This window comes from Pseudomonas sp. SCT (genome assembly GCF_003864275.1).
GTDB classification, from domain to species: domain Bacteria; phylum Pseudomonadota; class Gammaproteobacteria; order Pseudomonadales; family Pseudomonadaceae; genus Stutzerimonas; species Stutzerimonas stutzeri_AE.
This window is the reverse complement of the sequence record NZ_BDJA01000007.1, coordinates 1-23,625: the sequence shown is the minus strand read 5'-3', so window position 1 is coordinate 23,625 and position 23,625 is coordinate 1. Positions and strand designations below refer to the sequence as shown.

The 23,625-nt window shown below is 63.0% G+C and carries 23 protein-coding genes; 13 read left to right on the top strand and 10 right to left on the bottom strand.

Annotated elements, in window-relative coordinates:
• The first annotated feature begins 67 nt into the window (after positions 1-67).
• Positions 68-1,225, top strand: coding sequence for an acyl-CoA dehydrogenase family protein (locus BHD08_RS17295; protein ID WP_015278772.1), 1,158 nt, complete (start codon positions 68-70; stop codon positions 1,223-1,225).
• Positions 1,222-4,008 (top strand): response regulator, encoded by a 2,787-nt coding sequence (locus BHD08_RS17290; RefSeq protein WP_125023800.1) that lies wholly within the window; start codon positions 1,222-1,224, stop codon positions 4,006-4,008. Before BHD08_RS17295 ends, BHD08_RS17290 begins: the two co-directional genes overlap by 4 nt.
• On the opposite strand, the gene BHD08_RS17285 is transcribed toward BHD08_RS17290, so the two are convergent.
• Genes BHD08_RS17285 through BHD08_RS17275 form a run of 3 tightly spaced genes read right to left on the bottom strand, consistent with a single transcriptional unit; the run spans position 3,971 to position 7,556 of the window.
• Entirely contained in the window at positions 3,971-4,192 is a 222-nt protein-coding gene (locus BHD08_RS17285; protein ID WP_015278770.1) for a hypothetical protein, read from the bottom strand. The two genes, BHD08_RS17290 and BHD08_RS17285, sit on opposite strands and share 38 nt — an antisense overlap.
• A complete protein-coding gene (locus BHD08_RS17280) occupies positions 4,189-5,316 on the bottom strand; it encodes a PepSY domain-containing protein (RefSeq protein WP_125023798.1) in 1,128 nt (375 codons plus the stop codon). The genes BHD08_RS17285 and BHD08_RS17280 overlap by 4 nt, the downstream gene beginning before the upstream one ends.
• Positions 5,316-7,556: a TonB-dependent siderophore receptor gene (locus BHD08_RS17275; protein ID WP_125023796.1), complete on the bottom strand. Its 2,241-nt coding sequence runs from the start codon at positions 7,554-7,556 to the stop codon at positions 5,316-5,318. The genes BHD08_RS17280 and BHD08_RS17275 overlap by 1 nt, the downstream gene beginning before the upstream one ends.
• A gap of 293 nt (positions 7,557-7,849) precedes the next feature.
• Between BHD08_RS17275 and BHD08_RS17270 the strand changes: the two genes are divergently transcribed.
• The 3 genes from BHD08_RS17270 to BHD08_RS17260 all read left to right on the top strand — a co-directional run bounded on the left by BHD08_RS17270 (position 7,850) and on the right by BHD08_RS17260 (position 9,997).
• Entirely contained in the window at positions 7,850-8,308 is a 459-nt protein-coding gene (locus tag BHD08_RS17270) for a nuclear transport factor 2 family protein (protein WP_125023794.1), read from the top strand.
• A gap of 88 nt (positions 8,309-8,396) precedes the next feature.
• Positions 8,397-8,753 carry a YciI family protein gene (locus BHD08_RS17265; protein ID WP_125023791.1) on the top strand — a complete coding sequence of 119 codons (357 nt, stop codon included), beginning with the start codon at positions 8,397-8,399 and terminating at the stop codon, positions 8,751-8,753.
• A 2-nt stretch (positions 8,754-8,755) separates the two neighbouring features.
• Positions 8,756-9,997 (top strand): RNA polymerase sigma factor, encoded by a 1,242-nt coding sequence (locus BHD08_RS17260; RefSeq protein ID WP_125023789.1) that lies wholly within the window; start codon positions 8,756-8,758, stop codon positions 9,995-9,997.
• Positions 9,998-10,248: 251 nt separating this feature from the next.
• Here the strand turns inward: BHD08_RS17260 and BHD08_RS17255 are convergent, their stop codons facing one another.
• Together BHD08_RS17255 and BHD08_RS17250 are read right to left on the bottom strand one after the other, a co-directional pair.
• A complete protein-coding gene (locus tag BHD08_RS17255) occupies positions 10,249-11,592 on the bottom strand; it encodes a sigma-54 dependent transcriptional regulator (RefSeq protein WP_015278764.1) in 1,344 nt (447 codons plus the stop codon).
• A gap of 31 nt (positions 11,593-11,623) precedes the next feature.
• Positions 11,624-13,387 (bottom strand): ATP-binding protein, encoded by a 1,764-nt coding sequence (locus BHD08_RS17250; RefSeq protein ID WP_125023787.1) that lies wholly within the window; start codon positions 13,385-13,387, stop codon positions 11,624-11,626.
• A gap of 205 nt (positions 13,388-13,592) precedes the next feature.
• Here BHD08_RS17250 and BHD08_RS17245 point away from each other — a divergent pair, with 205 nt between their 5' ends.
• The 3 genes from BHD08_RS17245 (at position 13,593) to BHD08_RS17235 (ending at position 17,453) form a co-directional block, all read left to right on the top strand.
• The gene (locus tag BHD08_RS17245; protein WP_125023785.1) at positions 13,593-14,807 is read left to right on the top strand and encodes an HD-GYP domain-containing protein; all 1,215 of its coding nucleotides are present in this window, start codon (positions 13,593-13,595) and stop codon (positions 14,805-14,807) included.
• A gap of 292 nt (positions 14,808-15,099) precedes the next feature.
• Positions 15,100-16,587: a SulP family inorganic anion transporter gene (locus tag BHD08_RS17240; protein WP_125023783.1), complete on the top strand. Its 1,488-nt coding sequence runs from the start codon at positions 15,100-15,102 to the stop codon at positions 16,585-16,587.
• Between the two features lie 14 nt (positions 16,588-16,601).
• Positions 16,602-17,453, top strand: a complete 852-nt coding sequence (locus BHD08_RS17235) for a universal stress protein (RefSeq protein WP_015278760.1) — start codon at positions 16,602-16,604, stop codon at positions 17,451-17,453.
• 41 nt (positions 17,454-17,494) lie between these two features.
• Here BHD08_RS17235 and cfaB read toward each other — a convergent pair whose 3' ends face one another.
• A complete protein-coding gene (gene cfaB / locus BHD08_RS17230) occupies positions 17,495-18,676 on the bottom strand; it encodes a C17 cyclopropane fatty acid synthase CfaB (protein ID WP_125023781.1) in 1,182 nt (393 codons plus the stop codon).
• Between the two features lie 147 nt (positions 18,677-18,823).
• On the opposite strand from cfaB, the gene BHD08_RS17225 reads away from it, so the two are divergent.
• Entirely contained in the window at positions 18,824-19,198 is a 375-nt protein-coding gene (locus BHD08_RS17225) for a DsrE family protein (protein WP_125023779.1), read from the top strand.
• The gene (locus BHD08_RS17220) at positions 19,195-19,659 is read left to right on the top strand and encodes a glycine cleavage system protein H (RefSeq protein ID WP_015278757.1); all 465 of its coding nucleotides are present in this window, start codon (positions 19,195-19,197) and stop codon (positions 19,657-19,659) included. Before BHD08_RS17225 ends, BHD08_RS17220 begins: the two co-directional genes overlap by 4 nt.
• A gap of 78 nt (positions 19,660-19,737) precedes the next feature.
• On the opposite strand, the gene BHD08_RS17215 is transcribed toward BHD08_RS17220, so the two are convergent.
• The 4 genes from BHD08_RS17215 to BHD08_RS17200 form a co-directional block, all read right to left on the bottom strand.
• Positions 19,738-20,055 (bottom strand): hypothetical protein, encoded by a 318-nt coding sequence (locus tag BHD08_RS17215; protein ID WP_125023777.1) that lies wholly within the window; start codon positions 20,053-20,055, stop codon positions 19,738-19,740.
• A gap of 287 nt (positions 20,056-20,342) precedes the next feature.
• Positions 20,343-20,813 carry a Panacea domain-containing protein gene (locus BHD08_RS17210; protein WP_125023775.1) on the bottom strand — a complete coding sequence of 157 codons (471 nt, stop codon included), beginning with the start codon at positions 20,811-20,813 and terminating at the stop codon, positions 20,343-20,345.
• Positions 20,810-21,820 (bottom strand): hypothetical protein, encoded by a 1,011-nt coding sequence (locus BHD08_RS17205; protein WP_125023773.1) that lies wholly within the window; start codon positions 21,818-21,820, stop codon positions 20,810-20,812. The genes BHD08_RS17210 and BHD08_RS17205 overlap by 4 nt, the downstream gene beginning before the upstream one ends.
• A gap of 74 nt (positions 21,821-21,894) precedes the next feature.
• The gene (locus tag BHD08_RS17200; protein WP_125023771.1) at positions 21,895-22,119 is read right to left on the bottom strand and encodes a DNA-binding protein; all 225 of its coding nucleotides are present in this window, start codon (positions 22,117-22,119) and stop codon (positions 21,895-21,897) included.
• A 167-nt stretch (positions 22,120-22,286) separates the two neighbouring features.
• On the opposite strand from BHD08_RS17200, the gene BHD08_RS17195 reads away from it, so the two are divergent.
• The 3 genes from BHD08_RS17195 (at position 22,287) to BHD08_RS17185 (ending at position 23,399) form a co-directional block, all read left to right on the top strand.
• A complete protein-coding gene (locus tag BHD08_RS17195) occupies positions 22,287-22,487 on the top strand; it encodes a DNA-binding protein (protein WP_125023769.1) in 201 nt (66 codons plus the stop codon).
• Positions 22,488-22,622: 135 nt separating this feature from the next.
• Complete coding sequence (locus tag BHD08_RS22975) at positions 22,623-23,012, top strand: hypothetical protein (protein WP_160128670.1); 390 nt, start codon at positions 22,623-22,625, stop codon at positions 23,010-23,012.
• 108 nt (positions 23,013-23,120) lie between these two features.
• The gene (locus tag BHD08_RS17185) at positions 23,121-23,399 is read left to right on the top strand and encodes a hypothetical protein (RefSeq protein ID WP_256678728.1); all 279 of its coding nucleotides are present in this window, start codon (positions 23,121-23,123) and stop codon (positions 23,397-23,399) included.
• The last annotated feature ends 226 nt before the right edge of the window (positions 23,400-23,625 follow it).

The window sequence follows — 23,625 nt, the reverse complement described above, 5'->3', positions numbered from 1 at the left end:
TACCTGACTGTTACGGTCTGATATCCACCCGGGCGGATGCCGGCCTCCCTTGATTTCAGGAAGATTAATGGACCATTTGCTACCCGTTCAGCTCGTCGAATTGCAGAGCGTCGCCACCGATCTGGCTGAAAATGTCATCGCGCCGCTGGCTGCCGAGGTCGACGCCGAATGCCGCTGGCCTGCCCACTCGATGCAGGCTTTCGCTGATGCTGGTCTGCTTGGGCTGCAGGTTCCGAGCGAACTCGGCGGGCTGGGTCAGGGGCTGCTGGGCCTGTGTGTGCTCACCGAGGCGATCGCTCGCGCCTGCCCGTCGTCGGCGCTGTGCTACGGCATGCATTGCGTCGCCACCGCGGTCATCGCCGCCAAGGCTACCGAGCATCAGCGTGATCATTATTTGCGCGAGATCGCCCAGGGACGCCATATCACCACCCTGGCATTGTCCGAGCACGGCACCGGCGCGCATTTCTACCTGCCGGAAACCCGCCTTGACGCTGATGGTGAAGACTTCGTGGTCGACGGCACCAAGCAGTTCGTCACCAATGGTGGGCACGCCGATTCCTACGTCATCTCCACGGTGGCCGCGGGCGCCGAAGCCGGAGATTTCAGCTGCCTGATCGTCGACAAGGGCAGCGCCGGCATGCAGTGGCTCGACGCCTGGGCCGGCTTCGGCATGCGCGGCAACTCCTCGCGACCGTTGCGGCTGGATCAGGTTCGGGTGCCGGCGCGCAACCTGCTCGGCGAACCGGGCGATCAGGTCTGGTATGTGTTCGAGGTGGTCGCGCCGTTCTTTTTGATGGCCATGGCCGGCACCTATCTCGGCGTTGCCCAGGCGGCGCTTGATGAAGCCAGCCTGCAGCTGCGCTCGCGGCGCTACAGCCATTCCGGCGAGGCCCTGCGGGATGTGGAAAGCCTGCAAATTCGCTACGGCGAACTCTGGACCGATCTGGTCAAGACGCGTGCTCTGGTGCGCGAAGCGGCGCGCCGCGGCGATGCCGCACATCCCGAGGCGCTGCCGTTCATTCTGGCGTGCAAGGCGGAAGCCGCGGAAACCGCGGTGCGCCTGGCGAACGAGGCGATGACCCTGTGTGGCGGTGCCGCGTACCGCGAAAACAGTCGCGCGGCGCGTCTGCTGCGCGACGCCCGCGCCGGCCATGTGATGACTCCCACAACGGGCCTGCTCAAACTCTGGACAGGTCGCAGTCTGCTGGGGCTGCCGCTGTTATGAGCGAGGTGCTGCTCAACCAGATCGCACTGCTGGAGGCAGGCGACGCGCAGCTGCGCGAGCGGATAGCTAGCTGGGCCGCGGCGCATGGATTGCACCTGCGCACTGTGGATGTGGGCGCATTGCCGTCCGAAGACGAACAACCCGGGTTGGTGCTGTTGGCGCCAGGGCTGGCGCGCCCGGTAGCCCTGGCCCGCCAATTGCGTAGTCGCTGGAAGGCCACGCAACTGCTGTTCCTCAGCGAGGATGCGAGTGTCGACGCGCTGCATCGGGAGTTGGGGCCGGCGCCTTTGCTGGGGCCTTACTGGTCCATCGTCACGCTCGACACCAAACTGCTGCAACAACTCGACGAGGCGCTGGCGAGCGTGCACCGGCGCATGCGCCTGCGCACGACCCTGGCGCGGGCCAACGTCACGGTTGATGGCACCCACGCGAGCCGGCGACCGCTGCCTGCGGCGGAACTCTATCTGCATCACTTCATCGACGCGGCGCGCGACGCCATCGTCGGCCTCGATCACGCGGGCGCGGTGCTGTACTGGAGTGCCGGCGCTGCCGAACTGTTCGGCCTGCCGCGTGCCGAGGTGTTGGGGCGCCCTGCGAGCGGACTGCCGTTCTGGAGCGCCGAACTGGCCCAGGCCTTGGCGCGTGTGCAGGACTGCGATGAGACGCTGACCCTGCAGCACGACGACGTAGGCGGTGGGCGGACGCTGGAGATCGTAGTGGCAGCCGTCTGCGCGGCGAGTGGCGCAGTGGTGGGCGCGGCGCTGACCGTGCGTGATGTATCGGCACTGGTTGCCGAGCGCCGCGCCAGCGAACTGCAAGGGCATCAGCTCAGCGAGGAGCGCACGCACCTGCAGCGCCTGTTCGACCAGGCACCGGGCTTCATCGCCATCACCGAAGGGCCGCAGCATCAGCTGAAAATCGCCAACAGGGCGTTCCATCAACTGGTTGGTGCTCGCGAGCTGCTTGGCCGGCCGGCCTTCAAAGTATTTCCGCAGCTGGAGAGCCGGGCCCTATCCGAGCTGCTGCAGCAGGTCTACGTTACCGGGCGGCCCTATATTGGTCGCGACATTGCGGTGCGCGTGCGGCCGCAGGCGGGCGGTAAGGCCGAGCGGCGCTACGTGAACTTCATCTTCCAGCCGGTATTCAGGGAGGACGAGCAGGTCAGCGGGATCTTCTGCCAGGGCCATGACGTCACCGCCCAGGTGCTGGCGCAGCAGGAACTGCAGCGCTCCAGCGAGCGCCTGCAGGAGCTGGTCGAGGAGCGCACCCGCGAACTCGAACTCAGCCGTCAGGCGCTGTATCAGTCGCAGAAGCTTGAGGCCATCGGCAAGCTGACCGGTGGTGTCGCCCACGACTTCAACAACGTGCTGCAAGTGATCGCCGGTAACCTGCAATTGCTGCAGCCGCTGGTAGACGACAACCGCACCGCCGCCAAGCGGGTCGATGCCGCGGGCTCGGCTGTCGAGCGCGGTGCCAAGCTGGCGCGCCAACTGCTCGCCTTCGCCCGCCGGCAGCCGCTGCGCCCGCAGCCGACCAATCTCGGCCGGTTGTTGCGTGATCTCGACGAGCTGCTGCGCCAGGCCCTCGGCGAGCGCATCGAGATCGAAACCGTGGTGGCGGGTGGGCTGTGGACCACCATGGTCGATCCCAATCAGCTTGAGCAGGTCGTGCTGAACCTGGCGATCAATGCCCGTGATGCCATGCCTGACGGCGGCAAGCTGACCCTGGAACTCGGCAATTCCATGCTCGACGAGCATTACGCCGAGACCCAGAGCGATGTCACGCCCGGGCAGTACGTGCTGCTGGCCGTATCCGACACCGGCGTCGGCATGCCTGCCGAGATCATCGAGCAGGCCTTCGAGCCGTTCTTCAGCACCAAGCCCGAGGGTCACGGCACCGGGCTCGGGTTGAGCATGGCCTACGGCTTCGCTAAACAGAGCGGTGGGCATATCCGCCTCTACAGCGAGGAGGGCACCGGCACTACGGTGAAGCTCTACCTGCCGCGTACCGAGCAGCCAGAAGTACAGGCCCAGCCATCCACCGTTGGCCCGGTGGTCGGCGGCAGCGAAACCATCCTGGTGGTGGAGGATGACCTGCCGGTGCAGGCCACGGTGATCGAGCTGCTCACCGGCCTCGGCTATTCGGTGCTGCGCGCCAACGATGCGCAGAGCGCTTTGAGCATCCTGCAGAGCGGCCTTCCGATTGATCTTCTGTTCACCGACGTGGTCATGCCCGGGCCGCTGAGCAGCACCGAACTGGCGCGCCAGGCGCGACTGCTGCTGCCGGATATCGCGGTGCTGTTCACCTCCGGCTACACGCGCAATGCCGTCGTCCATGGCGGCCGGCTCGATCCGGGCGTGGAGCTGCTGAGCAAGCCTTACCGCCAGGAAGACCTGGCGCGCAAGGTGCGCCAGCTGCTGGGCGCGCCGCACAACGAGGAGCGAACCGCCCCGCAGCAATGGGTGATGGTGGTGGAGGATCAGCCGCAGCTGCTTGCCCTGACCTGCGAGATGGTCGAGGAACTGGGCCATCGCGCCTGCGGTTATGCCAATGCGGAGCTGGCCGCGCAGGCGCTGCACGAACAGCGCTTCGATCAGCTGCTGCTCGACGTCAACCTGCCGGGCCGCTCCGGGCCGGAATTCGCCGCCGAGGCCCTGGCCACCCAGCCGTGGCTACAGCTGGTGTTCGTCTCTGGTGAGGGGCGTATTGAAAGCAAACTGCCGGCGCGTTCACTGCCCAAACCCTTCAGCTTCGACCAGCTCGCCGAGATCCTGCAGGCGTAACGTCGCTGCGGCGCCCTACTGGGCGGGCGCCGCAGCGGGTCAGGCCATGAACGCCGATAACCACGGGTGCCGCCAGGGCCAGCCAGCTCAGCCAGTCGCCTGCGCCTTCGGAGACCAGCCCGGCGATCAGGCCGAGCATGGACGCGACGCCGATCAGCACCGGCCACAACCAGATGCGCATCATGTCCGCACCTCCGTCGCGCCGCGCTTGAGCCACAGATACAGGCCGCTGCCGAGCACGACGATGGTGAGAACGTCCAGCAGCGCCCAGAGCATTTTCAGCGGCAGCCCGCCGTAATCACCGAAGTGCAGCGGCTCGGACAGCTGCAGCGCGGTGACGTACCAGGGTCGGGGGCCGGCCTCCAGCACCGCTCCATCGGCCGGGTCGACCAGCAGCGCCTGGGTCAGGCGTGACGTCAGCGGCGTGTCGCCACGCAGGATCACCGCGACATGCTCCGGCGTGGCGCGCAGCGTGCCGGGGTAGGCGATCATCGCCACCGCCATGCCCGGTGCGGCTGCCAGCACGCGGTCGACAGCCGTTTGTAACGAACCATCTGCGGCGGGAGCGTCGTCAGCATCAGCTGCCAGCAACACTCGCGTCTCGCCGGCCTGCAGCGCGGCGACCTGCTCGGCCTGCCAGGCCTGAAAGATCAGGTCCGCCCAGGTATTGATCACCCCGGTAAAGCCAACCGCCAGGGCCCACACCAGGGTGACGATGCCGAGCAGATTATGCAGATCCAGCCAGCGGGTGCGGGCGGTGCGTTCCTGGCGCACCTCGCCGAAGCGCAGCTTGCGCATGAACGGCGCATAGAGCACCACGCCGGAGACGATCGCCACCATCAGCAGCAGCCCCATGAAGCCGAGAAACAGCTTGCCCGCCAGCCCTGCATAGAGGTCGACGTGCAGGCGGTACATCACGCTCATGAAGCCTTCGTCGATGTTCGGCGCGCCGAGCACCTCGGCAGTACGGGCGTCGGAGAGGATCAGCGTTGACGCGCTCTCGTCGGTATCGACGCGGGTATCGAGCTTGACGTACCAGACATCCGGATCGTCTTCCTCGGCGAAGAAGTACAGCGGCACGAGACCCGGGTAGGCCTCAACCGCCGTGGCGGCCACCCGATCGACCGCAGCGCGCGGCGTGCCTTCGGGCATCGCCGGCGCTTCGATCTCGTTGCCGGTGAGGTGATCGATCTCGTGCGAGAAGACCAGCGGCAAGCCGGTCAGGCAGAGCATCAGGATAAACAGCGTAGAGACGAGGCTGGACCACTTATGGACCCAGCCCCACCGCCGCAGGGTGACTGCCTGCATCAGAAGTCGACCGTAGCGCTGACCGAGAGCGTGCGCGGGGCGCCGAGGACGAGGTAGTTTTCGTTGGCGTAGCCGCCAGTCGATGCCCAATAGTCACGGCCAGTGGCATTGTCGAGGCGGGCGCGAAGGGTCACGTCGCGGTCCTGCACTTTCATCCCGTAGCGCGCACCGAGGTCCAGACGCGTCCAGGACGGGATTTCCCGGTCATTGTTGATATCGGTGTACTGGCTGCTGGTATAGACGACGCGACTGGTCAGCGTGAGGCCGGCAAGCCCGGGCACATCCCACTCGCCGCCAATGTTGGCTTGCGTTTTGGGCACACCAATAGCGTGGTTGCCGTCGTAATCGCCATTATCGGTGTCGCTTAGCTCGGTATCGAGCAGGGTCACGCCGCCCAGCAGGCGGATCCCGGGGGCCGGTTCGCCGAATAGCGACAGTTCGATGCCGCGATTGAGCTGATCGCCTCCTTCGCGGAAGACGCCATCGGTCACTACGCCGATAGGGCGCTCGGTGCGGAACATCGCCAGGCTGCCGCCCAGGTTGATGCCGTCGTACTTCAAGCCGATCTCGGTTTGCTTGGCGATGTGTGGTGCCAGCGTTTGCGCGGCGTTGCTAACTGCCTCGGTCGTTCCATCGGGTCGCGTGGTGTTCCATGGGGCGGTGTCACCTTTGGCAAGCCCCTCGATGTAGTTGGCATAGATCGATACGTCATCGGTCAGCTTGTAGAGCACGCCGCCAACTGGAGTGGTCTCGTAGCGGTTGATCCGTGACGTGCGATCTCCGGTCGCCGCAGAGTAGTTTCTGGTCTCGATCCATTGTCGGCGTGCGCCCAGGGTTACAAGTAGCCGATCATCCATGAACCCAAGCGTGTCTGCGATCGCCAGGCTCTGAGTGGAGGTGCGGCCGATCACATTCGGATCGGAAAACGAACCGTTGATGTTTTTCGGCAGCAAGTCGGGGATAGGGATGTCGTACGGGTTATCGAGGCCACCGACCAAGAGGTTGCCATAATCTGATCCACCGAACGCGTTGCGTTCCTCGGCCCTAAAAGCCGCTGCGGACATTACCCATTGGTGGGAGACCTGTCCGGTCGATGCAAGGCCGCGCAGGCCGATTTCACCCGTAGAGATCTCTTCCTTGCGGCGGTTATCGAAGCGGTAAGCGGTGGTGGTGTCGGCGCCGATGTAAGTCGGGTTGGCCAAGCGGTTTTCTTCCTCGCCATGGCGCGCGCCGACGGCTAGCCAGCCCGTGACCGAGTCAGAAAAGTCATATTCGCCGCGGACGGTGCCAAACGTCTGCTTTTCCTTCGAGAAGGTCCAGGTTTGGGCAAAGTTGTCTTCCGCGTCAGGTGCGCTTGGAAGATCTATCCCATCGGCGATGTAAAGACTCGGCCGTGGTGCATCGATAAAGTGGTACTGATGACCAATATCAGCAGATAGGCGGAAGTTGTCCCCTTGGTAGTCCAGCCCGAGGGCAAACATATCCAGAGTACGCTCTTCGTTGTCGACCGAGGTCTCGCCGGTATGCTTGGCGGCATTGAGGCGCAACCCGAAGCGCTCCTCTTCACCGAAGCGGCGGCCCAGATCGACGGCTGCCGAACCTTGACCGCCATTTTCGGCACCTACGGTTAGACGGGTCAGCGGCTCATTCGGAGCACGTTTGGGTACGAGGTTGATCATGCCGCCAACCCCTGAGCCTCCTGGAGCTGCACCATTGAGGAAAGCACTCGCGCCGCGGAAGACCTCGGCGCGTTCGATGAACTCAGCGGCTACGTATTGACGTGGCAACAAGCCGTACAAACCGTTGTATGAGATGTCGTCTGAGAACAGGCGGAATCCCCGGACCATGTACAGCTCCTGCATATTGCCGTAGCCCCGTGCCACACGTACCGACGGGTCGTTCTGCACGATGTCCGACACGCTGCGCGCCTGCTGGTCCTGAATCAGCTTGGAGGTGTAGGCCGTAGAGGTAAACGGCGTCTCCATATAATCCTGATTGCCGAGGATGCCGACCCGCCCACCTCGCGCCACCTGCTCACCAGCGTAGGGTTGGGTCAGACCTTCGGCCGAGGCATCGGCGCTGGCGGTGATCTCCACCGACTGCAGCTCGACCGGCTCGGCTGCTGTGCTCTGGGGCTGGTCCTCGAGTTGTTCCTGGGCCATCAGCGGGAAGCCAGCGAAGCTGGCAGCAAGGCAGACGGGCAGCAGTGCAGTTTTGCGCGGGAAGCGGAGAGTGGACATGACGGACCTGACCGGACGTTGAGCTGTGAGAGTGGCGGATGACGGCGAGACGGAGCATTGAGAACCAGTGCCATCTGAGAGCCACTATCGTATCTAAAAGATAACGCTTCGCAACATTATTCCGTCTGGCGGTACCGTGCCGCATTGGCGCGCCAACCGTCCTGGCTGTCTGGCGCGCGGCCTGTCGTTCCCAAGCGTCTTTGCAAAAAAAGATTGTTCCGGTCTGTCGATTGAGGGAAACGCCGGACGACTAGTTGGTGAACCCCCATTCAATCAGATGTCAGGAGACGGACATGAACAGCGAAACCCACCAAGACGAACTCGCCATTCGCCAGCTGCATGAAACGTTCGAACAGGCCACCAAGGCCAAGGATCTCGACCGGATCATGGCGCAGTACGCCGACGACTTAGTGGCCTTCGATGCGGTTGGCGCGCTGCAATTCAAGGGCGTTGACGAGTACCGGGCGCACTGGCAGCGCTGCTTCGAGTTCTGCCAGGGCGAAGGCTTTTTCGAGAGCCATGAACTGCATGTGGATGTTGGCGGTGAGCTGGCCTGTAGCCGCATGCTCACCCACTGTGGCGGACCCAATGCCGAAGGCGAGATGCAGGCCGCCTGGATGCGCGGCACCAGGGTATGGGCGCGGCGGGGTGGCGAATGGAAGGTGATCCATGAGCATTTCTCGATGCCGTTCGACATGCAGACCGGCCAGGTGTGCATGGATCAGGCTCCGTCGCAGCAACAGGCCGGGTGAGGCTGGCTGGCAATCTTCGTCGCCTGATCGGGCGCACTTCGTCATCGGCTGCTAGCTTTGCTGCGTTGCCGGCAGACGGAGCCCCGCCATGAACTACCTGTGCCTGATCTATTACGACGAACAGCGTGTGGATGCGATGACCGATGAGCAGTGGCATGCGCTGGTCGCGCGTTGCCTGAGTTGCGCTGAAGAGTTGCGTGCCAGCGGCCACATGCTCGCCGGCGAACCGCTGCAGTCGGTGCGTACCGCGCGCACGGTGCGCGTGCGTGACGGGGTCACCTCGGTGGTCGACGGCCCATTCGCCGAAACCCGCGAGCAGCTGGCGGGCTTTTACCTGATCGAGGCGGCCGACATGCGCGAGGCTGAGGCTATCGCGGCGAAGATCCCGCCGGCCAGCCTTGGCTGCGTCGAGATCCGACCGTTGCGCCAGCTGCCGCAGCGCTGAGCATGCCGCTGACCGGGCATTTCACTGCGGCGCGGGTCGAAGCGGTCTATCGCAGCGAATCGCGCCGCGTGCTGGCCACGCTGATCCGTCTGCTGGGCGATTTCGATCGTGCCGAAGAGGCCTTGCACGATGCCTTCGCCGCGGCCTTGCAGCAGTGGCCGCGCGACGGCGTACCGGACAATCCGCGCGCCTGGCTGGTGTCCACCGGTCGCTTCAAGGCCATCGATGCCCTGCGCCGGCGGGCGCGCTTCGATGCCTCGTTGCGGCTGCTGGCCGAACAGCTGGAAGACGCAGTCGAGGCAGCGGAGGTGGACGAGATGGAAGACGATCGCCTGCGGCTGATCTTCACTTGCTGCCATCCCGCCCTGCCGGCCGATGGTCGCGTGGCGCTGACACTGCGTGAGGTCTGCGACCTGACCACCGAGGAAATTGCCCGCGCCTTTCTCGCTCCACCGGCCACCATTGCCCAGCGTATCGTGCGCGCCAAGGCGAAGATCCGTGACGCCCAGCTGCCGTATCGCGTGCCCGAGCGCGACGAGCTGCCGGCGCGCCTGGAGAGCGTGCTGCGGGTGGTCTATCTGGTGTTCAACGAGGGCTATACGGCATCGGCCGGCGGCGAGCTGACCCGCGCCGATCTTTGTGCCGAGGCGATTCGGCTGGGCCGCTTGCTGCTCGAATTGCTGCCCAACGCGGAAGTGATGGGGCTGCTGGCGCTGATGCTGCTGCACGATGCCCGCCGGGCTGCACGTACCGATGCAAGCGGCGAGCTGGTGCGGCTGGACGAACAGGACCGCAGCCTGTGGAACCGGCCGCAGATCGCCGAGGGAGCGCAGCTGGTGCAGTTGGCGCTGACCAGTCGCGCGTTCGGCGCCTACGCGCTGCAGGCCGCTATCGTCGCCGTGCATGCCGAAGCGCCGAGTGCCGCGCAGACCGACTGGGCGCAGATCGTGCGGCTTTACGATGTGCTGCTGCAGCTGAGCCCGTCGCCGGTGGTCGAGTTGAACCGTGCGGTGGCCGTGGCCATGCGTGACGGTGCCGAGGCCGGTCTGCTGTTGGTGGATCAACTGCTGGAGCGTGGTGATCTGCAGGACTATCACCTCAGCCATGCGACACGTGCCGATCTGCTGCGTCGCCTGGCACGTACAGACGAAGCGCGTGAGGCCTATCGCAGGGCGCTGCGCCTGGTGCAGCTGGAGCCGGAACGGCGTTTTCTGCAGAGGCAACTGGCTAGCCTGGGCGGGTGATCGAACCTTCTCAGGCGCTTGCCGAATGTCTTGCCGATGGTGCGCCTCAAACCGGTGTAGAAGCGGTCGCGAAGGGCTCGATAAATCAGTCGATGGTGGCTCCAGCGTGGGCAAAGCGTTCCGCCTGCGCAAAAGGCTTCACGGCCTGCCGCTCTCTCGGTTTGCGCCGAAAGCCTGCAGGTCCGCTCCGATGTGGCAGTTGCGCTGAGCGTTCCGATGCTGCGCGAAGCTCAGCGTCTCGGGCCGATCGCTCAGCTATCCGCACTGCCTGCCGGCAAGTAATCGCTGCGGCTCAGCCCATGGCGCTGCATCTTCTCGTTGAGGGTGCGGCGCGGCAGCTGCAGCTGGGTCATGACCTCGGTGATGTTGCCTTTGCATTGCTGCAGGGCGTTGTGCAGGCATTGCGCCTCGAAGGCTTCCATCTGTTCGGCCAGCGACTGGCCACCGCTGCTCGCCGGGGCTGGGGCGCTGAGGCCGAGGGCGTGGCGTTCGGCGGCGTTGATCAGTTCGCGCACGTTGCCTGGCCAGTCATGGGCGAGCAGCTGCGTCAGTTCGCCGGGTGTCACCGGCGGAGCGGCGCGGCCGTGGCGCTGGGCGGCCTGGCTGGCGAAGTGTTCGAACAGCAGCGGGATATCCTCGCGGCGCTCGCGCAGTGGCGGGATATGCAGCTCGGCGACGTTCAGCCGGTACAGCAGGTCCTCGCGGAAGCGGCCGCCGCGCACCTCTTCCAGCAGGTCCGGCTTGGCCGCGCTGATCACCCGCAGGTCGACCTCGATGCTGCGGTTCGAACCTAGCCGTTCCAGGGTCTTTTCCTGCAGCACGCGCAGCAGCTTGACCTGTTGCGCCAGCGGCATGCTTTCGATCTCGTCGAGGAACAACGTGCCGCCGGCGGCGTGCTCGATGCGACCGATGCGCTTGCCTTGGGCGCCGGTAAAGGCGCCGCTCTCGTGACCGAACAGCTCGCTTTCGAAGATGGTTTCCGGGATCGCCGCGCAGTTCAGCGCCACGAACGGCCCACCGGCGCGTGGGCTGAAGTCGTGCAGGCAGCGCGCGACCTGCTCCTTGCCGCTGCCGGTTTCGCCGCGGATCAGCACGTTGACGTCGGTCCCGGCCAGCTCCAGCACCTGGCGTCGCAGGTTATCCATGGCACGGGACACGCCCAGCAGCTGCGACTCGATACGCCCCTTGCGGGCGAACTGCTCGCGCAGCTGACGGTTCTCGCAGACCAGCCGGCGCTTGTCCATGGCGCGGCGCACGCTGTCGAGCAGGCGTTCGGGGGTGAAGGGCTTCTCGATGAAGTCGTAGGCGCCCTGGCGCAGCGCCTGCACCGCCATGGGCACGTCGCCGTGGCCGGTGACCATGATCACCGGCAGGTCGGCGTCCAGCGCCACCAGCTGTTCGAGCAGGCCGAGGCCATCGAGATCGGGCATGCGCACGTCGCTGATCAGCACGCCGGGAAAGTCCCGATCCAGCGCCGTCAGCGCCTCGCGGGCGCGGGAGAAGGTGCGCACCTGAAAGCCGGACAGCTCCAGCCACTGCTGCACGGCCTGGCGGATCGCCGCCTCGTCGTCGATGAAGATTACCTGCCCGCTCATTGCCTGCTCCTCGCGGTCGCGTCGTGGCAGTTTACTCGGCGGCGTGTCCTTCGACAGCCGGCAGCGTAAGGGTGAACACCGCGCCGTGCTCGTCGTTGCTGACTTCCAGCGTGCCGCCCATGTCACGGACGATGCCGTAGGACACCGCCAGCCCAAGGCCGAGGCCCTGGCCGACCGGTTTGGTGGTGAAGAACGGCTCGAACACCTGATCCAGATGCTCGCTGGCGATACCGCCACCGTTGTCGCCGACGCTGAGCTGCCAGCTGTCGCCGTTGAGCTGACAAAGAATGCGCAGGCGGCGTTGCGGACGTCCGGCCATGGCATCCAGCGCGTTGTGCAGCAGATTGATCAGCACCTGCTCGAGGCGGATGGCATCGCCACTGACCATGGCTTCGGCCGGGACCTGGCGGAACACCTCGACCTGCTCGCTGCGAATGCGTGGCGACAGCAGCTGCAGGGCCTGCTCCAGTACCTCGGCCAGGCTCAGGCGCTGGCGCAGCCCGGCCGGGCTCTTGCGGGCAAAGGTCTTCAGATGACCGGTCAGTGCCGCCATGCGTTCGAGCAGGCCTTCGACATGCCCGAGGCCTTCGCGCACCTCGCCGTCGCGGCCGCTGTCGAGCAGCAGACGCAAACTGGCGAGCTGCATGCGCAGCGCCGTCAGCGGCTGGTTGATCTCATGAGCGAGGGCGGCAGACATCTGCCCCAGCGCGGCCATGCGCGCGGCATGCACCAGCTCGTCCTGGGCGGTGTGCAGCTCGCGGGTGCGCTCGTGCACCAGATGTTCCAGTTCGCTGCGGCTGCGCATTTCCACGCGCCGCGTCTTGCGCCGCTGCGCCAGGTAGAGCAGCAGGAAGGCGAGGGTCATCCACACCCCGGCCGCGGCCAGGCGGTAGCTGCGCACGCTGGCGACGACCATCTGCGGATCGTGCAGCAGGTGCAGCGTCCAGTCTTCCTCGGGCAGTGCCAGGCGTTGCCAGAGGTACTCGCGGCGGCCGTCCGGGCCATCCACCAGACGCCGCTCGCTGCTCTCGGAAAGTTGTTGCACGCGGCTGCTCTGCAACGGCTGCAGGGTCTGCTCGGCATAGCGGCGCACATCGACCAGGCGGCTGCGCACCTCGTCGCTCAGCGGCCGCAGGTAGCGGAAGCGCCAGGCCGGGCGGTTGGTGAGAATGACGATATCCAGCGAATCGGCGATCAGCAGGATGCCTGGCTGGCCGACCCAGTCGCGCTGCATGTCTTCCAGCTCCAGCTTGACCACCAGCACGCCAAGCACTTCGCCGGTGGCGCTCTTCACCGAGCTGGAGAGGAAATAGCCGGGAATCCCGGTGGTGACGCCGACCGCGAAATAACGCCCGCTGTCATGGGCTACGGCATCGCGAAAGTACGGGCGGAAGGCGTAGTTGTTGCCGACGAAGCTGCTCCAGTCGCGCCAGTTGCTGGCGGCGATGGTTTCGCCGTTGCGGTCGAGCAGGTACAGCACCGAGGACCCGGCGGCGTGGTTCTGCTGCTCCAGGCGCTGGTTCAGTTCGCGGCGCAAGGCACGGTTGCCCGGGTCGGCAAGGAGCCCCTGGATGTCGCTGTCCAGCGCCAGCAATGCCGGCACCGAGCGGAAGCGCTCGACCTGGGTATGGATCGCCTGCGCATAGAGTTCAAGCTGGCCCTGGGACTCCTGACTGCGCTCGGCCCAGGCGCGTTGTTCGGCCAGACGCCCGGCCCAGTGCATGCTCAGCAGCAGGCCGACGAGTATCAGCGCAACGATCAGGGTTACACGCAGGCGGTTGGGCAGGGCAGGCATGATGGCGCTCGCGACGGGACGCGCCGATGGTAAGCGATAGCCAGCGCACATGGTGCATTGCCGGGGCGCGGCGTAGCACCAAAGTCGTGATCTGGTGCTGTGGAGGCAATGTGCCATCACACATATACTGCGGGGGTTACCTTCAATTTCAGCAGGGATCGCTGGTACGGAACGGCCTGGCCGCTCCATTCAGTCGAGGTCAGCCTTGCTTAGAAAAGTCCTTGTCAGCCAATTGCGCTTCGGCATGTACGTACACGCGCTGGAGGGCAGCTGGTTCGACCATCCGTTCTGGCGCAGCAAGTTTCTGCTGACCGATCCCGCTGACCTGCAAGCGCTGCACGCCAGTGGTATCAAGGCCGTCTGGATCGATGCGGGCAAGGGCGTCGATGTGGAGATGGCAACGCCGCCGGCGGCAGAGGCCCCGCTCCTCGGGGCTGACACCGTCCCCGTCGTGTCGATTTCCGTCACCCCGCCAGCGCAGCAGTGCAGCGCCAGGGAGGAAATGCAGCACGCCACCGCGCTGCTCAAGCGCTCCAGGGAGCAGGTCACCTTGCTGTTCAACGAGGCGCGGCTCGGCAAAGCCGTCGATCCACAGCAGTGTCAGCCGCTGGTGGAACAGATTTCCGCCTCCCTGGCGCGCAACGGCTCGGCATTGCTCAGCCTGGCGCGGCTGAAGACCAAGGACGAATACACCTACATGCACTCGGTGGCGGTCTGCGCGCTGATGGTGGCGCTGGCACGTCAGCTCGGGCTGCCCGAAGACCAGGTGCACGAGGCCGGCATGGCCGGGCTGCTGCACGACATCGGCAAGATGGCCATGCCGCTGGATGTGCTGAACAAACCCGGCAAGCTCAGCGATGACGAATACACGGTCATGCGCAGCCACCCCGAGCGCGGACACGCCATGTTGCTGGCGGCGCAGACCGCGGTGTCCGATGCAGTGCTGGATGTCTGCCTGCATCACCATGAAAAGGTGAACGGCACCGGTTATCCGCACCGGCTGGCGGGCGAGCAGATCAGCCGGTTGGCGCGCATGGGGGCGATCTGCGACGTGTATGACGCCATCACCTCGAACCGCCCGTACAAGACGGCCTGGGACGCGTCCGGTTCGCTGGCGCGCATGGCGCAGTGGCACGGGCATTTCGATACCCAGCTGCTGCATGCCTTCGTGCGCACGGTGGGCATCTATCCATTGGGCTCGCTGGTGCGGCTGCAATCGGGGCGGCTGGGCGTGGTGACCGAGCATCACCCGCAGCAGCTGACGGCGCCGCGCGTGAAGCTGTTCTATTCCACACGCGCCCGCGCAACTATCGTCCCGGTGGAAATGGACCTGTCCAATCCGCAGTGTAGCGACCGCATCGTCGGCCGCGAAGACCCCGCCGCCTGGGGCTTCACCAACCTCGATGCGCTCTGGACCTAGATTGGCGGTCGTAAAACCGGGGCCATGCGACTAGAATGTCGCCCCCCGAACGCGGCTCGCGCGGCGAGTCGCTCAGAAAAGAGCTCCTGATGCCCATGACCTGGCTGCCTAGTCCGCCATAGCGCTCCGCCCCCTCGCGTCACTTTGCGACTGCCTGTCATGGGGCGGTCGTACGCCGCTGTCCGTGCGTTTCGTCGACTGACAGCCGAATCAATCACACCAAAAAACTCGCCTTGTATCGCTGCCGGCCGCCCGTGGTCTGCATGGTGGTGCTTTTGCTCTGGATAGTCCGATGCTGCAATCGATCAAACAAAACTGGTTCTCCAATATCCGCGGCGATGTGCTGTCCGGCCTCGTCGTCGCGCTGGCGCTGATTCCCGAAGCCATTGCCTTCTCCATCATCGCCGGGGTCGATCCGCGGGTCGGCCTGTACGCCTCCTTCTGTATCGCCGTGGTGATCGCTTTCGTCGGCGGCCGCCCGGGGATGATCTCCGCGGCCACCGGTGCGATGGCGCTGCTGATGGTGACGCTGGTGCGCGAGCACGGCCTGCAGTACCTGCTGGCGGCGACGTTGCTCTGCGGCCTGCTGCAGATCGGCGCCGGCTATCTGCGCCTCGGCTCGCTGATGCGCTTCGTCTCACGCTCGGTGGTCACCGGCTTCGTCAATGCACTGGCGATCCTGATCTTCATGGCGCAGCTGCCGGAGCTGACCAACGTCACCTGGCACGTCTACGCCATGACCGCTGCGGGCCTGGGCATCATCTACCTGTTTCCCTATGTGCCGAAGCTCGGCAGGGTCATCCCCTCGCCACTGGTGTGCATTCTCAGCCTGACCGCCGTGGCCATGTTCCTCGGTCTGGATATCCGCACCGTCGCCGACATGGGCGACCTGCCCGACACGCTGCCGGTCTTCCTCTGGCCGGAAGTGCCGCTGACCTTCGAAACCTTGGCGATCATCTTTCCGTATTCCGCCGCGCTGGCGGTGGTCGGCCTGCTCGAATCGCTGATGACCGCGACCATCGTCGACGACCTCACCGACACCTCCAGCGACAAGAACCGCGAATGCAAAGGGCAGGGCGTTTCCAACATCGTCTCCGGCCTGTTCGGCGGCATGGCCGGCTGCGCGATGATCGGCCAGTCGGTGATCAACGTGAAATCCGGCGGCCGTACCCGCCTGTCGACGCTGATCGCCGGCGTGGTGCTGTTGCTGATGGTGGTGTTCCTCAGCGATTGGGTCGGGCAGATCCCCATGGCCGCGCTGGTAGCGGTGATGATCATGGTGTCGATCGGCACCTTCAGCTGGGATTCGCTGCGCAACCTCAAGCGCTATCCGCTTTCCACCAACATCGTCATGGTCGTCACCGTGGTGGTGGTGGTCTTCACTCACAACCTGGCCTACGGTGTTCTGGCGGGCGTGCTGCTGGCGGCGATGTTCTTTGCCAACAAGGTCGGCCACTACCTGCACATCGGCTCGGAGCTGGACGCCACCGGCAATCAGCGCACCTACAAGGTCATCGGGCAGGTATTCTTCAGCTCATCGGACAAGTTCACCGGTGCGTTCGATTTCAAGGAAGCGCTCGGCAAGGTCACCATCGACCTGTCCCGCGCACATTTCTGGGACATCACTGCCGTGGCGGCGCTGGACAAGGTGGTCATCAAGTTCCGCCGCGAAGGCACCGAGGTCGAAGTGCTGGGTCTGAACGAAGCCAGCGCCACCATCGTCGACCGCTTCGGTGTGCATGACAAACCCGAGGCCATCGACAAGCTCATGAGCCACTGACCAGGAGAACAACAATGACCCATGTAATGGCGTGTATCGACGGATCACCGCAGGCTGCGGCGGTTTGCGACTATTCGGCCTGGGCCAGCAAGCGCCTGGACGCGCCCCTGACGCTGCTGCATGTGCTCGACCGCCAGCAGTATCCGGTGTCGGGCGACCTGAGCGGCATCATTGGCCTCGGCAGCCGTGAATTCCTCCTGCAGGAACTGGCGACGCTGGACGAGAAGCGCGCCAAGCTGGCGCTGGAAGAGGGCCGGATGATGCTCGATTCGGCACGCCAGCGGGCGATCTCCGCCGGCGTCGCCCAGCCCGAGTGCCGGCAGCGCCACGGTGATCTGGTCGAATCCCTGCGTGATCTGCAAAGCGAGACGCGCCTGCTGGTCATTGGCCGCCAGGGCGAGGACAGCGGCGACGCCATCCAACACATCGGTAGCCAGCTGGAAAACGTCATCCGCACCATGCAGCGGCCGATCTTGGTTGCCCCTGGCGATTTCAGCGAACCGCAAAGCGTGATGCTCGCCTTCGACGGCAGCGCCACCAGCCGCAAGGGTGTGGAGATGCTCGCCGGCAGCCCGCTGTTCAAGGACATGCCGATTCATCTGGTGATGGTCGCGGCGGACACCGCCGACAACCAGGCGCAGCTGGAAAATGCCCGTGGCGTGCTGACCGCCGCCGGCTTCAACGTGGAAATCGCCATTCGTGCCGGTGAAGTCGAGCCGACCCTGCATGCCTATCAGGCCGAGCACGGTATCGACCTGCTGGTGATGGGCGCCTACGGGCACTCGCGCATTCGCCAGTTCTTCGTTGGCAGCACCACCACCAACATGATCCGCACCACCTCGACGCCGCTGCTGTTGCTGCGCTGATCGCTATCCGCTGCGCCCCCCCGTCCCGGGCGCGGCGGCAGTCAGCTATAAAGGTCCGCCCGACTCCACGGCAGCTCGTGGGAGCCATCCGCCAGCGGCTTGCTGGCGAGGATCTGGTGCAGGTTGATCCAGTTGTGGCGGAAGCCGTAGGCGCAACCGGCCAGATAGAGGCGCCAGATGCGCAACGCGCGTTCGGGGACCATCTGTTTTGCCTGCTCCAGCTGCGCTTCCAGCCGCTCACTCCAGAAGTCCAGCGTGCGCGCGTAGTGCAGGCGCAGGCTTTCCACATCGACGATTTCCAGCCCGGCCTCGCTGATGCAGCTGCTGATGTTCACCAGATGCGGTAGTTCGCCGTGGGGGAATACGTAGCGGTCGATGAACTCGCCCGCACCGTGCCCGACCGGGCGGCCGTCGATGTGTCGGGCGGTGATGCCGTGGTTCATCACCAGCCCGCCCGGGCGCACGGCGTCGAACAGGCGCTGGCAGTACAGCGGCAGGTTGGCGTGGCCGACATGCTCGAACATGCCGACGCTGACGACCTTGTCGAAACGGCCATCCTGCGGCAGATCGCGATAGTCCATCAGCTCTAGGGTGATCTGCTTTTCCAGGCCTTCGGCGGCTACCCGTTCGCGCGCCAGCTCGAGCTGTTCGCGGCTGAGGGTGATGCCGAATACCTTCGCGCCGAACTGTCGTGCGGCGTAGCGAGCCAGGCCACCCCAGCCGCAGCCGACATCCAGCAGACGTTCGCCTGGCTTGAGCCGCAGCTTGCGGCACAGGTGGCGCAGCTTGGCCTGCTGCGCCTGCTCGAGGTCCTCGCTGCCGGTTTCGAAATAGGCGCAGGAATAGACCATGTCCTTGTCCAGCCAGAGCCGGTAGAAATCGTTGGACAGGTCGTAGTGATAGGAAATGGCTTCTGCGTCGGTCGTCTTGTCGTGCGCCTCGCGTGACGGCAGCGGAAAGTCGTCCTCGCCCAGCGCCCGGGTGATCACATCGCCGATGCGGATCACCTCATGCACCGGCCCGAGCAGGTCGATCTGCCCTTCGACGTAGGCCGCACCGAACACGACCAGGCTCGGCTGCGCCAATCGGGTTACCAGGTTCGGGTCCTTGATAACCAGGGTGACGCAGGGGGCGGGCCCGATGTCGATCTCTTTGCCGTCCCACAGTTGCAGCTTCAGCGGCAAGGCGAGTTCTTTCAGGGCCGGTAGCAATGTCGCCAGCATGCTCCATCTCCTTTTAGTGCATCCGTGAAAATCCTAGACCATCAATACAGAACTGTAGGCTATGGTGATGATAGTTTCGCGCTATGGTTCGAACGACGGCGAACGTGCATATGACGGCTTAGCTCGACGGGCTACGCATGAGGGCTTATGGAACACAACGATTCACAACGCGTGCTGATCCTTGTCGCCAGCGGCCCCAGCACACCGGCGCGCTGCGCCGCGCCTTTTCATATCGCCACGCTGTTGGCCTGCATGGACGCCGAAGTAACCCTTTATCTCACCGGCGAGGGTGTGCAGCTGGCGCGGCGCGAGGTAGTCGAATCGCTGCGCGCGGTGGGAGGCGGCGAGCCGGTACTGCACTTCATCCGCAACGCCAAGCAGGCCGGCGCGCGCCTGCTGATGTGCCGGCAGCCGGGCGTACAGGTCGACCCTGCCACGCTGATCGCCGAACTGGACGAAATTTCCAGCGGCGGCGAGCTGGCGCAGATGATCCTCGAGTACGACCGGGTGCTGACGTTATGAATGTGCAGGGTCTCGACTTCCCCGACGCGCTGCGTTACGCGCCGGAGCACAGTCTGTGGCTGCGTGAAGAGGTAGATGGCAGTGTCACCCTTGGCCTGACTGCCTACGGCTGCGCACTCTACGGCCAGATATTCGCCTTCACTCCCAAACGCGTCGGCGCCCGTATCGAGCGCGAGCGCAGCTTCGGTGTGGTCGAGTTCGCCAAGGCCGCATCCTCAGCGCGCAGCCCCCTCGCCGGTGAGCTGCTGGCCGTCAACGAAGCGCTACTCGAGCGGCCGGCGCTGATCAATCAGGATTGTTACGGTGATGGCTGGCTGGTCCGCCTGAGGCCGGAAGACTGGGGCGCCGTGCGCGAGGAGTTCCCGCTGGGCAAGGCCGCCGAAGCCGCCATCGCCGAACGTATGCGGCTGGACAACTTCGACCCGGCCAACGCCCATGTGCAGGCGTTGCAGTGGAAGTAGCGGTACTGGAAGCGCGGTAGATGACAGTAGCCATCCCACACACCGCGCAAAGAGCATCACCGCGTTGCGCCAGGCCTCTCAGGGCTTGTCGGGCTTTGAGCTTTCCAGCGCGTCGAAGCAGCTCGCCTTGATCGCATGGTCCAGCTGGCGGATGCAGATATCGATGGCCAGATCGCGAGTGCGCTTGTTCGTCCACTCCAGCTCGGCAAGCGTCTCGATCAGGTCCTGATGGCCATTCTCGTTGAGCAGTATCCCGTGCTGTACCGTCAACGTCCGGCCCTGAAAACTCAGCTGCACCGGGTCGCGACCGACAACGGACGCTCCTTCGGCCAGCAGGCAATCGATATGGTCACGCAGCGCGTGCAATGCACGGCGTTCGTCGGCCCGATCACTCACAAAACCTCTCCTATCCCTGGAAAGACAAACCGCGATTGTGACGCGCTTCGCGCTGGAGCGCGATGGCTTTTTGATATTGCGAGGTGGGGCGGGCTGTCGCGGGGTAGGTGTCGAGGGTTTGGGAGTCGGCGTGTGAGTCGAAATGGCGGAAGGCAGTGAGGGTCGAACTCGTTTTTCTAGCGCGCAATAATCGGCTGTCTTCAGCTTTGCTAGGTCTGCCGACCTAGCTTGGCTGCATTGCTCCGCTCTGGTCGGCATTGATTTCGACAGTTTTTCGACACTTTCTGTCAGAGGTTTTGCTCTTCTTTGTACTCGCGGGCGAGAGCGGGCAGATTAAATTTTGTGTATCGCTCTTTGGCTTGCACAGGGTAGGTTGAGTAAACGTAATCAATAAAGTCGTTAAAGTATAAGCGCTTCGTTCTATTAATCACTTCGTCCAATATCTGAATTTCTCTTCTGTTGAGAGAAAGTCTGCTTGTGTCACCGTAATATTTAATTATCTGTTTTCTCGATCCGTAAGCTGTCCAGTCGTCTTCTATTTCAAAATCTTCGTGGCGCTTTGTCTCGTCAACAACATCATCAACATACGGGCCGTAGTGGTTAAATACCCATTCAATATCTGTCAGTTGTGCGTCGTCTACTAAAGCGCTAAACCAATCAGCAAGATATACAAGTTTTGTAAGGCGAGCTTTTGAAAGCTCTCCTTTGTACGGATATTGCGAGCAAAAATAAGCAGCTATTTCTTGAACCTTATTCATGCTGCGCTCCTTAATGACTTAAGTACGTCATTTTGTTCGATTGCCGCACTGGGCGCCCGTTGAAGGTTGAGAGCTCGATCATAAAGCATTCCTTGCCTCATAAATTTTGCCATATTACTTTCATATTTGGCGCAGTGCTCTTTTAGTTCTTTAATTACTCTTGCATTTAAAGCGTCTGATTTGTCGCTTTCAAAAACTACTACGCCAATTCTAATTCCAGCATCCTTTACCGCTAATGCAAATATTCTGCAGCTCTTCATGGTAAAGCTCACGGTCTTTTCACGTTCGAAGAGATACATTTCTTTATGATGCGCCAAATATGCTTCTACATCTTGAGTGTAGTCAGGGCAATCGCTATCGATCCACTCGCCATGCTGCCATGCCTTGCTAATGGCCCCTTCGTTCTGTGAAAAACGTTGCTTATGCATACGGCTATAGCGCGGATTCTCAGAGTAACGTGCCAGCAGCGTGAAGCTTTTTTCGGAATAATAATATAGAGATACTCTACAGTAGGACTTCTTGTCCTTTGGCGTCGGAAAGTTAATCAGCCACTGCCTTACGAGCTCCTCGTGCAAAGTTGCTATGTCGCCTCTGAGTGAATGCGTATCCTCAGCTTGCTTGTCCAGCTCAGCCCTGCGATTATCCGATAGTCGGGTAATGTCAGTAATCTCGCCCTTCAACTCATGATTTGCCTGAGTTAAGGCTCCGATCTTTTCGCTTAAATTTTTGTGATCTTTACTGATTCCGATTGCGCCAAGCAATAAAGAAACAGCGCCGCTGATAAAGTACAGCCAAGGGTTTTCATATAAAAAAACTAGAAAGCCTTTTGCGTCGGCTATATTTTCAATCTCGGTTGCCAATGTATAGTTAGAAAGAAATATTGATGAGATTGCGATTAATATCGTACCTATAGCCGAGCTAGCTATGTGTAGGAACCTATCCAATCTTGCGCCGAGCCGTTCAAATACTTTTTTATTTGAACTATAACCAAACCACTGTTCCTTCATGTTTATATTCCTTGCTCTAGCTATTTTCCCAAGTTCCCTTTGGCATCCTCATAGCAGTTTCACTGCGGGTTGGGTTATTCCGAGCTTTGGTTGGCTTCGTCGTAGTCTGGGCTGGTTTGGCCGATCCCGGGCGAGATCTGGCCGCTTGCCAACCATAGGGCGTACTTCGGGTACAGCTTGACCAGTACGTCTATTTCTTCAGTGCTCACCCGCACCGCTCCCTTGCTCACGTTCAGCCAACGGCTGTGATCCGTGTCGCTCAGCTGGCTCAGCCTCTTGGGGCCAACCGTCTTGATCAATACGCGCGCTCTATCTGCTGAGCTTTCCATATAGAAAAAAGCAACCACTAGTTCGAGGTAACTATTGACTCGGCATTATGCCGAGTCAATAATTGACCTGAAGTAACTATTGACCTGAGCACTGCTCAGGCTGTCGGAAAATTGCCGAACATAGTGGAGTAAAGCTGATGGATACGGAAGGTCTTGACCCGCAAAAGCTGCACGGCGCCCCGCCCCTGATGCCGTGGCCGAAGTTCGCCGAGTGGATCGGCATGGGCGACGAACCCATCGTCGTGCGCACCTGGTTGGAACGTGGCTACCTGCCGTCGCAGAAGGTGGGCAAGCGCACGATGGTCAACGTGGCCCTGCTGCAAGTGGCGTATCTGTAGAAGAGGCCGCCGACTGGGCCGCCACCGGCACCATCCCGACGATGCGCCTCGCCGACTTCCGAATGGTCAACCTCGCGCGCCTGCGGGCCGACCTGAAGAAAGGCAAAAAGGAGTTCAAGGAAGGAGACTACAGCCATGCGTAAGCCCGGCATCACCCTGGATACCCAAGCCGCAATGGCCTACATCGGCGAGTCCGTGCTGATGGAGCTGTACATGGATGAAGACGAGCCGCCGTACTGGTGCTGCGTGCACATCGTCGGCGTGGTGCTGGAGAAGGAAGGCGTCTGGGATTATCCCTACTTCATGGCCATGAGCTTCACCAGTGACGGGCGCACGCCGAGCGAGATCCCGTTCATGGACATACTCACCATCAGGGTGATGCGGCACCGCGACCGGCATAGTTCCGGCAACGTACTGGACCGCATTGCCCTCCCTAATGCCGGGAGGTCAGGGGCCGCGCTCCCGGCTCGTCGGGACAGCTTCACCGTCCCGTCGAACGGAAGCACGGGCGCAGCGCACCCTTGACCCTGCACGACTATGAAAAGCCTATCGCTGGGAGTGTGGGGTAGCTTTTCCACCCCACGCTCCCGAGCCCTCGGCGGCGAGAGCGGGATGACAAGGGCAGCGCCCTTGGTGTTATTCGTCCTCGCGCGCCGCGCCGATCTCAAACTTCCTCACCTGCTCGCGCTGGCCAGCCTCGCGCTCTACCTCGCCTGGATCAGCACGCCGCCGCCTGACCGTCCCCACCTGATGACCTTCATCCAGGAACAAACCTGCCTGGAAGATCCGACAACGTTATTCACCGACCCCGTAACAGCATTAACGCTCTCTGGCGCGCGCACGGCTGCACAGCTCTACGCCGAGCGTAGCGAGCGCGTCGCCTGTGCCGGCGTGCGCGCGCCCCCGCGCTGACGTCCCTGTAGCACGTCAGATAGATCCAGATTAACTACCGCATTAGTCAGCATTAGGAAGTAAACCAAATGAGCAAACCAAAGGATTTTCTTCGTCTAGGGAAACTCTGAAAAAGACTTTCTGATTTGGCAAAATACCGCGACCCCACCCACCGAGTTTCCCGATGAAGCAGATGACCTTCGCCGACGCCGAGTACGCTGGCAAGCGCAAGCAAACCCGCAAGGAG